This window comes from Streptomyces sp. NPDC090127 (genome assembly GCF_044746945.1).
Taxonomy (GTDB): Bacteria; Actinomycetota; Actinomycetes; order Streptomycetales; family Streptomycetaceae; genus Streptomyces.
The window spans coordinates 542185-554231 of the sequence record NZ_JBIVDE010000005.1 but is presented as its reverse complement, the minus strand read 5'-3'; the positions used below and the strand labels follow the sequence as shown (position 1 = coordinate 554231).

Annotated in this window: 7 protein-coding genes; 5 read left to right on the top strand and 2 right to left on the bottom strand. The window is 70.8% G+C overall.

From position 1 onward, the window contains the following. Nucleotides 1–471: 471 nt before the first annotated feature. Nucleotides 472–1338 carry an HAD family hydrolase gene (locus tag ACIPPS_RS21415; RefSeq protein ID WP_401434291.1) on the top strand — a complete coding sequence of 289 codons (867 nt, stop codon included), beginning with the start codon at nt 472–474 and terminating at the stop codon, nt 1336–1338. A 467-nt stretch (nt 1339–1805) separates the two neighbouring features. Here the strand turns inward: ACIPPS_RS21415 and ACIPPS_RS21410 are convergent, their stop codons facing one another. Continuing rightward, on the bottom strand, nt 1806–2714 hold the full coding sequence (locus ACIPPS_RS21410; RefSeq protein ID WP_401434288.1) for an oxidoreductase: 909 nt from the start codon (nt 2712–2714) through the stop codon (nt 1806–1808). A 102-nt stretch (nt 2715–2816) separates the two neighbouring features. Between ACIPPS_RS21410 and ACIPPS_RS21405 the strand changes: the two genes are divergently transcribed. Beyond that, on the top strand, nt 2817–3803 hold the full coding sequence (locus tag ACIPPS_RS21405; RefSeq protein ID WP_401434286.1) for an ATP-binding protein: 987 nt from the start codon (nt 2817–2819) through the stop codon (nt 3801–3803). Nucleotides 3804–3963: 160 nt separating this feature from the next. On the opposite strand, the gene ACIPPS_RS21400 is transcribed toward ACIPPS_RS21405, so the two are convergent. After that, nucleotides 3964–5295: a hypothetical protein gene (locus tag ACIPPS_RS21400; protein WP_401434283.1), complete on the bottom strand. Its 1332-nt coding sequence runs from the start codon at nt 5293–5295 to the stop codon at nt 3964–3966. A 295-nt stretch (nt 5296–5590) separates the two neighbouring features. Here ACIPPS_RS21400 and ACIPPS_RS21395 point away from each other — a divergent pair, with 295 nt between their 5' ends. The 3 genes from ACIPPS_RS21395 to nhaA all read left to right on the top strand — a co-directional run bounded on the left by ACIPPS_RS21395 (nt 5591) and on the right by nhaA (nt 12026). Beyond that, nucleotides 5591–8170 (top strand): SulP family inorganic anion transporter, encoded by a 2580-nt coding sequence (locus tag ACIPPS_RS21395; protein WP_401434281.1) that lies wholly within the window; start codon nt 5591–5593, stop codon nt 8168–8170. Between the two features lie 196 nt (nt 8171–8366). Then, entirely contained in the window at nt 8367–10322 is a 1956-nt protein-coding gene (gene acs, locus ACIPPS_RS21390) for an acetate--CoA ligase (protein WP_401434279.1), read from the top strand. A 306-nt stretch (nt 10323–10628) separates the two neighbouring features. Continuing rightward, the gene (gene nhaA, locus ACIPPS_RS21385) at nt 10629–12026 is read left to right on the top strand and encodes a Na+/H+ antiporter NhaA (RefSeq protein WP_401434276.1); all 1398 of its coding nucleotides are present in this window, start codon (nt 10629–10631) and stop codon (nt 12024–12026) included. Nucleotides 12027–12047: the final 21 nt, after the last annotated feature.

The following is a 12047-nucleotide window of genomic DNA, read 5'->3' as shown; positions in this document are numbered from 1 at the left end:
CCACCGCACACGCCCCCTGTCGATGCGATCCCGTCCGCGCTCGTCGCGCGGTCGAGATCGGTGATTCCTGCCGTCCGCGGAGTTCGCGGTCGGAATCACCGTGGCGCCATCCCGGAAATCGTGTGGATCTTGCTCGAAAACTGTGGATAACCCAGCGGATGTGAATATCCCCATGCCCCATACCGGGGATGCCCGGAGAGCAGCCCGGCCGCTACGCTGAGTGACGAAATGGAGGCATCACGACATCGCGGCCACCCGGCCGCGGAGAGGGGGAGAGGTGAGGATTCGACGGACGAAAACGCGTCCGGACATGCGACGACCCCCGCCGGGGGGGAGAGCGGGGGTCGTCTCTCCGGCCGACTCGGGGGGGGAGGAGCCGGACCGGGTTAGCACGGTCGCGAACGATCCGTGACTTCCATGGTGTACCCGAGAGCCTTCTCAGGCAAACCCACACGCCCGAGCGTACGCCGAATGGCGGGCACCTATGCTCGGCTTGTGGAAAACCACTCGTTGCCGCGCACAGCCGCCTTCTTTGACCTGGACAAGACGGTCATTGCGAAGTCCTCGACGCTGACCTTCAGCAAGTCCTTCTACCAAGGCGGACTGATCAACCGCCGGGCCGTCCTGCGGACGGCCTACATCCAGTTCGTCTTCCTCGTGGGCGGCGCCGACCACGATCAGATGGAGCGGATGCGGGAATACCTTTCCGCGCTCTGCAAGGGATGGAACGTCGCGCAGGTCAAGGAGCTCGTCGCCGAGACCCTGCACGAGCTGATCGACCCGATCATCTACGACGAGGCGGCGTCCCTCATCGAGGAGCACCACGCCGCCGGCCGGGACGTGGTGATCGTCTCCACCTCCGGCGCCGAGGTGGTCGAGCCGATCGGCGAGATGCTCGGCGCCGACCGGGTCGTCGCCACCCGAATGGTCGTCGGCGACGACGGCTGCTTCACCGGCGAGGTGGAGTACTACGCCTACGGGCCCACCAAGGCGGACGCGGTCCGGGAGCTGGCGGAGTCGGAGGGGTACGACCTCTCGCGCTGTTACGCGTACAGCGACTCGGCGACCGACGTACCGATGCTGGAGTCGGTGGGCCACCCCTACGCGGTCAATCCGGACCGGACGCTCCGCCGCGAGGCCACCGCCCGGGACTGGCCGATCCTGGCGTTCGAGAAGCCGGTCCGGCTCAAGCAGCGGCTGCCCGCCTTCCGGATGCCGCCGCGCCCCGCGCTTCTCGCCGCCGCCGCCGTGGGCGCGGCCGCCGCGACGGCCGGGCTGGTCTGGTACGCGAACCGACGGCGCCACACCGCCCTTGCCGATCGCTTTGCCCGAATGTGAGCCGACGGCAAAAGAAGCGGAGCCAGGGCTTTCGCTTCCCACTCGACAGGAGTAGAAAGGAATCAGGCCCGCGAGACCTAGGACATCCGAGAGGATCACCTGTTGAGCAAGAAGGCCCCACGGACCACGCACAGAAACTGAGCACCCACGCGACGTCGACCCGTCGATTACGGGCCAGCCGCACCAGGCGACGGGCAAAGTTCCCCGCCTGATGGGCACATATCGAGGACGCTTGGTAACTCGGCGGACGTGCCAGCGGCGGTACCAGGACTGGTACCGCCGCAACCCTGTCCGGGCCGTTTCTCCGGACGCCTCCCCGCAGGCAGCGCCTCGCTGGAGCGCCTCCCCGCAGGCAGCGCCTCGCTGGAGCGCCTCCCCGCAGGCAGCGCCTCGCTGGAGCGCCTCCCCGCAGGCCGCGTCTCGCTGGAGCGCCTCCCCGCAGGCAGCGTCTCGCTGGAGCGCCTCCCTCAGGCCGCGCCGCGCTGGAGCGCCTCGCAGACCGCCGTCGACTCCCGGACCCCCAGCTCCACAGCCCGCCCGCAGTGGGCGATCCAGGCCGCCATACCGTCCGGAGTTCCCGACAGGTACCCCTCGAACGCGGCGAGGTAGGCCGCCCGCCCCTGCTCCGCGTGCCCGACCTCGGCCGGACAGATCGACTTGGGGTCGAGCCCGCTGCCGATCAGCACGATCCGCTCGGCGGCCCGGGCGATCAGCCCGTTGTACGAGGTGAAGGGGCGCAGCGCGAGCAGCTCGCCGTGCACCACGGCCCCGGTCACCAGCGCCGGGGCCGTACCGCCCGCGATGATCAGTTCGGAAAGCCCGTCGAGCCGCCCCGCGACCTCCGCCGGGTCCGGCAGCGGCGCCTCGATCAGCGGTTCGTCGACGGTCTCGCCGAGCTGCCGGGGCCTGCCGACCGAATCGCCCCACTCCTCCGAGGCCGCCCCGCTCGCCGAGGCCGCCCCGTCCGCCGAGGCAGCCTTCAGCGCCCCGTCCGCCGAAGCCGGCCCGGGCGCCGCGTCGCCGACCGCGACCAGGTGCAGCCGGGCCAGCACCCGGAGCGGCGACTGGCGCCAGATGGAGAGCAGTTGGCCCGCCTCGGCGCCCAGCCGCAGGGCCGCGCCGACCGTCCGCGCCTCGGCGTCACCGCCGAAGTCGGTACGCCGGCGAACCTCCTCCAGGGCCCAGTCGGCGCCGGACAGCGCGGCCGAGCCGCGCGCCCCGCGCAGGGCGGCCTCGGAGGTGATCTCGTTGCTGCGGCGCCGCATCACGCGGTGGCCGTAGACCCGGTCGACGGCCTTGCGTACGGAGTCCACCGAATCGGCGACGCCCGGCAGGGAGCCGAGGGCGGCCAGGGGGTCAGAGGCGTGCGTACTCATAAGTAGCGAGGCTACGCGCCCGCGCCGCCCGCCCCACCTTGGAGTGGTCTTCTTCACGGACCTTGACCACTCGACGCAATCATGCCGCTACGCTTCGTGAACATGAAGATCGCTTTCGTAGGGAAGGGCGGCAGCGGCAAGACCACGCTGTCCTCGCTCTTCATCCGCCATCTCGCCGCCAACGAGGCCGCCGTCGTCGCGGTGGACGCCGACATCAACCAGCATCTCGGGACCGCGCTCGGGCTCGACGAGGCCGAGGCGGCTGCGCTGCCCGCGATGGGCGCGCATCTGCCGATGATCAAGGAGTACCTGCGGGGCTCCAACCCGCGGATCGCCTCGGCGGGGTCGATGATCAAGACGACTCCGCCCGGTGAGGGCTCACAGCTGTTGCGGGTCCGCGAGGACAACCCGGTGTACGAGGCCTGCGCGCGGACCGTGCGCCTCGACGACGGCGACATCCGGCTGATGGCGACGGGGCCGTTCACCGAGTCGGATCTGGGCGTGGCCTGCTACCACTCCAAGGTGGGCGCCGTGGAGCTGTGCCTGAACCACCTGGTCGACGGGGTGGACGAGTACGTCGTCGTCGACATGACGGCCGGCTCGGACTCCTTCGCCTCGGGGATGTTCACCCGCTTCGACATGACGTTCCTGGTCGCCGAGCCGACCCGCAAGGGGGTGTCGGTCTACCGCCAGTACAAGGAGTACGCGCGGGACTTCGGCGTCGCGCTCAAGGTCGTCGGCAACAAGGTGCAGGGCCCGGACGACCTGGACTTCCTGCGCTCCGAGGTGGGCGACGACCTGCTGGTGACGGTCGGCCACTCGGACTGGGTCCGCTCGATGGAGAAGGGCCGGCCCGCCCGGTTCGAGCTCCTGGAGGCGGACAACCGGATGGCGCTCCAGGCCCTCCAGGACGCGGCGGACGACTCGTACGCCCATCGCGACTGGGAGCGGTACACGCGCCAGATGGTCCACTTCCACCTGCGGAACGCGGAGAGCTGGGGCAACGCCAAGACCGGCGTCGACCTGGCGGCCCAGGTCGACCCCGGTTTCGTGCTCGGCGAGGAGCTGGCGGTCCCCCAGCCCAGCTGATGCCCAACTGACGGCCGGCTGATGGCCAGCCGATTCAGCGGGCTGAGGGACCACCTGCCCGCGGAACCTCACGGCCTATCGGGGCCGGCTGAGGGACCACCTGCCCGTGGAACCTCAAGGCCTATCGGGGCCGGCTGAGGGACCACCTGCCCGCTCGACCTCAGGGTTTGCCGGGGGCCGCCTGACCCGCCGGGGCGGTGGCGAGCGGCGAGGCCGGGGAGAGCGGCGTCGACGGGGCCAGCGGCTGGGGGGCCAGGAAGGTCGCCCAGCCGCCCTTCGGGGCCTCGCCGACCTTCAGGGTCCGCATCTTCTCGATCACCGCCGGATCCTGGGCGTCCAGCCAGTCCGCGAGCTGCCGGAAGGACACGCACTTCACGTCCTTCTGCACGCACACCGTGGCGATGGTCTCCTCGACGGCGCGCATGTACGTGCCGCCGTTCCAGGACTCGAAGTGGTTGCCGATGATCACCGGCGCCCGGTTGCCGTGGTACGACCGGTTGAAGGACTGCACCAGGCCGTCCCGCATCTGGTCGCCCCAGTACTTGTGCTGGGACGGGTCGCCCTGGGTCTTCGTGCCCGACTGGTTGACCATGAAGTTGTAGTCCATCGAGAGCGTCTGGAACGCGCGGCCGGGCATCGGGACCAGGTGCATCGACAGATCCCACAGGCCGTGGTCCTTCTTCGGCCAGATCTGGTCGTTGACGCCGCTGGTGTCGTAGCGGAAGCCCAGCTCGGACGCGGCCTTCACGAAGTTCTCCCGGCCCTCCAGGCAGGGCGTGCGGGCGCCGACCAGCTCCTTGTCGTAGTCGAACGGCAGCGGTTGCTCGGCGCTCAGGCCGGAGTTCGACTTCCAGCCCTTCACGAAGGACTTGGCCTGCTTGATCTCGCTCTTCCAGTCCTCGACCGACCAGGTGCCGACGCCGCTCTCCGGGCCGCAGAAGTGGCCGTTGAAGTGCGTGCCGACCTCGTTGCCCTCCTGCCAGGCGCCGCGCAGTTCGCGGACGGTGGCGCGGATGCCCTCGGCGTCGTTGAAGCCGATGTCCGAGCTGCCGGCGGCGTGACCCGGCGGGTCGTAGAGGCTGCGCTTCTCCTCGGGCAGCAGGTACACACCGCTGAGGAAGTACGTCATGGTCGCGTCGTACTTCTTCCCCACCTCGCGGAAGTGGGAGAAGAGCTTCTGGCTGTCCTCGCCCGCGCCGTCCCAGGAGAACACCACGAACTGCGGGGGCTTCTCACCCGGCTTCAGCTTCTGCCAGACCGGCTGACGCGGCTGCGCGCCGGTGAAGGCGGTGGAACCGTCACCGATCAGGCGCACCGCGTTCGGCGCGGCTCCGGCTGGGGGCTGCTTCGCCCCGGCGGCTCCGCCGCTCTTGGGCGGCGCCGTCCCCGAGGGGTCCGAGCATCCGGCCAGGCCGGCCAACAGAGCGACGGCGAGGGCACCGGCGCCGAGTGCCCTTCTGCGGACAGTGGTCCTTCTCCCGGCGGCTGACATCCGCCCACCTCTCCTCAGTTCCGTACGGCGTGCGAGCGGCGTCAACGTCGCACCCTGGAGACCGGAAAGATGAAACGACAAGCGGCACGGCGACGGAGTGTCACCCCAACCGGTGAATCATTGCCCTGTTTGCCCCGAAAATAATGCCGCAGTCTTTACTCTCCATTACGATCCATTTACCGAGCGTTGATACTCGCCCGGTCATCCCGCCACTGCACGCCGTGACCCACGGCCGCGACCCCACCTTCGTCCCGCACGAGCCGCGACCGCGCCGCCCCGGAGAAGACGGGAACACATGACTCTCTGCCCACCCATCCGCCGCACCCCCGACGAGCGCCCGCACAGCCCGCCCGGCGGGCCGGCGCGCCGGTTCCGCATCGCGGGCGCCGACGTGTCCGCCTCGATCGCCGTCTTCCTGATCGCGCTGCCGCTCTCCCTCGGCATCGCGCTCGCCACCGGCGCTCCGCTCCAGGCCGGACTGGTGGCCGCCGCCGTCGGCGGCCTCGTCGCCGGCCGGTTCGGCGGGTCGCCGCTCCAGGTCAGCGGCCCCGCCGCAGGCCTCACGGTGGTCACCGCCGAACTGATCCAGCGCTACGGCTGGCGCACCACCTGCGCCATCACCGTCCTCGCGGGGCTCGCCCAGATCGGCCTCTCCGCCCTGCGCGTGGCCCGCTCCGCACTCGCGGTCTCGCCCGCGATCGTGCACGGCATGCTCGCCGGCATCGGCGTGACCATCGCCCTCGCCCAGCTGCACATCGTGCTCGGCGGCACCCCCCAGAGCTCCGCCGTGGACAACGTCCTCGGCCTGCCCGCCCAATTGGCCGACGTCCACCCGGCCGCCCTGCTCATCAGCGCCCTCACCGTCGGCCTGCTCCTGCTCTGGCCGCGCCTGCCCGGGCGTACGGGACGGCTGCTACGGAAGATCCCGGCCGCACTCGCCGCCGTGGCCGCCGCGACTGCCGTCGCCGCGCTCGCCGGGCTCGCCGTCCCGCGCGTCGACCTGCCCTCCTGGAGCAGCCACGCGCTGCCGGGACTGCCCGAGGGCCCCGTCCTCGGCATCGCGGCGGGCGTCCTCACCATCACGCTGGTGACCAGCGTGCAGTCGCTGCTCTCCGCCGTCGCCGTGGACAAGCTGGTGGCCGCCCGCGCGGACCGCGGCCACGGCGTGCCCAGGTCCCGGCTCGACCGCGAGCTGGCGGGCCAGGGCGCGGCGAACGTCGTCTCCGGCGCGCTCGGCGGCCTCCCGGTCGCCGGGGTCGCGGTGCGCAGCGTGGCCAACGTCTCCGCGGGCGCCGTGAGCCGCAACTCCACGATGCTGCACGGCCTGTGGATCGTGCTGGCGGCGCTCTTCCTCGTCCCCGTCCTCGACCTGATCCCGCTGCCCGCACTGGCCGCGCTCGTCATGGTCGTCGGCATCCAGATGGTGAGCATCACCCACATCCGCAGCGTCACGCGCCACCGCGAGGTCCTCGTGTACGCGGTGACGCTGAGCGGCGTCGTCCTCATCGGCATCCTCGAGGGCGTCGGCCTCGGCATCGCGGTGGCCACCGCCGTCGCGATGCACCGCCTCACCAAGACCCGCATCACCCGCGAGGAGCGGGACGGCCGCCAGCTGGTGCGCATCCGCGGGCAACTGACCTTCCTCGCCGTCCCCCGGCTGAGCCGGGCACTTCACCAACTACCCCAAGGAGCCCGGGTGGTCGTCGAGCTGGACGGGTCCTTCATGGACCACGCCGCCTACGAGACACTGCACGACTGGCAGGCGAGCCATGTGCGGCACGGCGGCGCGGTCGAGATGACCGGCCCCGCCGGTGCGCGCATCGCCGAGCACGACGCGGCGTCCCACGCCTGCTGCCGCCCCTGGACCCCGTGGCGCAACCACTGCGGCGAGCACCACCACCCCGCCGAGGAGACACGCCGCGTGACGGGGCACCAACTGGCGAGCGGAATCGGGAAGTTCCAGCGCAACACCGCCCCGCTGGTGCGCGACGAGCTCGCGCGCCTCGCCCGCGAGGGCCAGAGCCCCTCGCAGCTCTTCCTCACCTGCGCCGACTCCCGCCTGGTCACGAGCATGATCACTTCCAGCGGGCCGGGCGACCTGTTCACCGTTCGGAACGTGGGCAACCTCGTGCCGCTGCCCGGCGAGGAGAGCGGCGACGACTCGGTGGCGGCGGCGATCGAGTACGCGGTGGAGGTGCTCCAGGTCCAGTCGATCACCGTCTGCGGACACTCCGGCTGCGGTGCGATGCAGGCCCTCCTGAACAGCACGCCGGACGCCGCCCAGACCCCACTGCGGCGGTGGCTGCGCCACGGGCTGCCCAGCCTGGAGCGGATGGCCAGCCGCAGCCACGCCTGGGCCCGGATCTCCGGTCGGCTGCCGGCCGACGCGGTGGAGCAGCTCTGTCTGACCAACGTGGTCCAGCAGTTGGAGCACCTGCGGGCGTACGAGCCGGTGGCGCGGCGGCTCGCCAAGGGCACGCTGACGCTGCACGGGATGTACTTCCACGTGGGCGAGGCCCAGGCGTATCTGCTGGCCGGGCCGGACGAGCAGCACCGCTACGAGGACGTCTTCGACCGGGTCGCACCGTCCGGACCGTCCGAACCGACCGACGGACCGTCCGAACCGACCGACGGACCGTCCGAACCGTCCGAACCCGCCAAGCAGCCCCAGCCGTCCGACGGACCGTCCGAACCCGCCAAGCAGCCCCAGCCGTCCGACGGATCGTCCGCACCGTCCGAACCCGCCAAGCAGCCCCAGCCGGTCGAACCGTCCGAGCAGTCCCAGCCGGCCGAACCTGCCCAGTCCTCCGAACCGGCCGACGACCGGATCGCGCCGTCCATGATCAAGGAACGGTCGAAGGCCCGCGCGTCCTGAACCTTCCGGCCCGCGCGTCCGTGAGACTGAGTGGCCCCTTCGTCCCACCGCTCGGGACGGAGGGGCCACCGCGCACCCCCGTCGGCGCACAGGTCTAAACCAATTGCCTGGAGGCTCTTGTCACCCGGCCGTCTGACTGATGAGCTATGACGCGGGACACATAGGCACATAGGACGCCCTGGGAAAGGGAGATGTCGTGAGCAACGAAAGCCTGGCCAACCTGCTCAAGGAGGAGCGGCGGTTCGCGCCGCCCGCCGAGCTGGCCGCGGACGCCAACGTGACGGCGGAGGCCTACGAGCAGGCCGCGGCGGACAGGCTTGGCTTCTGGGCCGAGCAGGCGAAGCGGCTCGCCTGGGCCACCGAGCCGACCGAGACCCTCGACTGGTCGAACCCGCCGTTCGCCAAGTGGTTCGCCGACGGCACGCTCAACGTGGCGTACAACTGCGTGGACCGCCACGTCGAGGCCGGCAACGGCGACCGCGTCGCCCTCCACTTCGAGGGCGAGCCCGGCGACAGCCGCGCGATCACCTACGCCGAGCTCAAGGACGAGGTCTCCAAGGCCGCCCACGCCCTGACCGAGCTGGGCGTGACCAAGGGCGACCGGGTCGCGATCTACCTCCCCATGATCCCCGAGGCCGTCGTCTCGATGCTGGCCTGCGCCCGCATCGGCGCCGCGCACTCCGTGGTCTTCGGCGGTTTCTCGGCCGACGCCATCGCCACCCGCATCGACGACGCGGACGCCAAACTGGTGATCACCGCCGACGGCGGCTACCGCCGCGGCAAGCCCAGCGCCCTCAAGCCCGCCGTCGACGAGGCCCTCACCCGTACGGACAAGGTGGACAAGGTCCTCGTCGTCCGGCGCACGGGCCAGGACGTGGCGTGGACCGAGGGCCGGGACGTGTGGTGGGACGACATCGTCGCCCGCCAGTCCGCCGAGCACACCCCCGAGGCGTTCGAGGCCGAGCACCCGCTCTTCATCCTCTACACCTCCGGCACGACGGGTAAGCCGAAGGGCATCCTGCACACCTCCGGCGGCTACCTCACCCAGGCGGCCTACACCCACCACGCCGTCTTCGACCTCAAACCGGAGACCGACGTCTACTGGTGCACCGCCGACATCGGCTGGGTGACCGGGCACTCGTACATCACGTACGGACCACTGGCCAACGGTGCGACGCAGGTCATGTACGAGGGCACGCCGGACACCCCGCACCAGGGCCGGTTCTGGGAGATCGTCCAGAAGTACGGCGTCACGATCCTCTACACGGCACCCACCGCGATCCGCACGTTCATGAAGTGGGGCGACGACATCCCCGCCAAGTTCGACCTGTCGAGCCTGCGCGTGCTCGGCTCGGTCGGCGAGCCGATCAACCCCGAGGCCTGGGTCTGGTACCGCGAGCACATCGGCGCCGGGAAGACCCCGATCGTGGACACCTGGTGGCAGACCGAGACCGGCGCGATGATGATCTCGCCGCTGCCGGGCGTCACCGAGACCAAGCCGGGCTCCGCCCAGCGCGCGCTCCCCGGCATCTCCGCCACCGTCGTCGACGACGAGGCCAACGAGGTGCCGGACGGGGGCGGCGGCTACCTGGTCCTGACCGAGCCGTGGCCGTCGATGCTCCGCACCATCTGGGGCGACGACCAGCGCTTCCTCGACACGTACTGGTCGCGCTTCGAAGGCAAGTACTTCGCCGGCGACGGCGCGAAGAAGGACGAGGACGGCGACATCTGGCTGCTGGGCCGGGTCGACGACGTCATGCTCGTCTCCGGGCACAACATCTCCACCACCGAGGTCGAGTCGGCGCTCGTCTCCCACCCGTCCGTCGCCGAGGCGGCGGTCGTCGGCGCGGCCGACGAGACGACCGGCCAGGCGATCGTCGCCTTCGTGATCCTGCGCGGTACGGCGAGCGAGAACGACAGCCTCGTCGCCGAGCTGCGCAACCACGTCGGCACCACGCTCGGCCCGATCGCGAAGCCGAAGCGGATCCTGCCGGTCGCGGAGCTGCCGAAGACCCGCTCCGGCAAGATCATGCGGCGGCTGCTGCGGGACGTGGCGGAGAACCGGGAGCTCGGCGACGTGACGACGCTCACGGACTCCTCCGTCATGGACCTCATCCAGACGAAGCTGCCGAGCGCCTCCAGCGAGGACTAGGACGAGGCCCACACCTCGGGCTCTCGCGGGCGGGGTGCCGCAAGGCCCGCACCTCGGTCCATCGCAGCCCCGCACCTCGGGCTTCCGCAAGAGGCGCCCCCTCCAGGCCACCTGGAGGGGGCGCCCCTTTGCGTCCACAACGGGCCGGAGTGCGGTGTTGTCCCTAAAGTGAAGATCACCGGACACACCCCGGCTCGTTAGGTAAGGTAAAGATCGCGTCAGAGACGCGACAGAAAAACCTAGGTGCGCCGGGAAGTCTGGTCGGCATGTGCTTCGTCCTGCCCGCCCGACCGGAGGTCACCCACTGTGCCCGCGCCCACACCCACCGACCGTAAGTTCCTCGGCCGTCTGTCGCTGCCCGAGCGACGGTTCGTGGCCGACGCGCTCCGCGCCGAGACCGTCGGTGGCGTGCTCCTGCTCGTGGCCGCCATCGCCGCTCTCGTCTGGGCGAACACCCCCCTCAGCGACAGCTACGACACGGTACGGGACTTCCACATAGGCCCCGCCGCGCTCGGCCTGGACCTCTCGATCCAGCACTGGGCGGCCGACGGCCTCCTCGCGGTCTTCTTCTTCGTCGCCGGAATCGAGCTCAAGCGCGAACTGGTCGCGGGCGAGCTGCGTGACCCCAAGGCCGCCGCGCTCCCCGTCATCGCCGCCCTCTGCGGCATGGCCGTACCGGCGCTCGTCTACGCGGTGACCAACGTCATCGGCGGCGGCTCCATGCAGGGCTGGGCCGTGCCCACCGCCACCGACATCGCCTTCGCCCTCGCGGTCCTCGCCGTCATCGGCACCTCGCTGCCGTCCGCGCTCCGCGCGTTCCTGCTCACGCTGGCCGTCGTCGACGACCTCTTCGCCATCCTGATCATCGCCGTCTTCTTCACCAGCGACCTGAACTTCGCCGCGCTCGGCGGCGCCTTCGCCGGCCTCGCCGTCTTCTGGCTGCTGCTGCGCAAGGGCGTCCGCGGCTGGTACGTCTACGTCCCGCTCGCCCTGGTCGTCTGGGGCCTGATGTACAACAGCGGCATCCACGCCACCATCGCCGGCGTCGCCATGGGCCTGATGCTGCGCTGCACCCGGAAGGAGGGCGAGGAGCACTCCCCCGGCGAGCACATCGAGCATCTGGTCCGGCCGCTCTCCGCCGGCCTCGCGGTGCCGCTGTTCGCGCTGTTCTCGGCGGGCGTCGCCATCTCCGGCAAGTCCATCGCCGAGGTCTCCAGCAACCCCGTCACCCTCGGCGTGATCCTCGGTCTCGTCCTCGGCAAGACCATCGGCATCTTCGGCGGCACCTGGCTCGCGGCCCGCTTCACCCGCGCGGAACTCAACAGCGACCTGGCCTGGCCGGACGTCTTCGCCGTCGCCTCCCTCGCCGGCATCGGCTTCACCGTCTCCCTCCTCATCGGCGAGCTGGCCTTCGAGGGCGACGCCGCGCTGACGGAGGAGGTCAAGGCGGCCGTCCTGATCGGCTCGCTCACGGCGGCCGTCCTCGCCACGATCCTGCTCAAGATGCGGGTCCGCCGGTACGAGGCGCTGATGGCCGACGAGGACCGCGACGAGGACGAGGACGGCATCCCCGACATCTACGAGGAGGACAACCCGGAGTACCACCTCCGGATGGCCGCGATCTACGAGCGGAAGGCCGCCGAACACCGGCAGCGCGCCGAACTGGCGGGGGCATCGCGCGACGAGGGCGACAGTCCGGCATGATCTGAGGGTCGGACCGTAGAA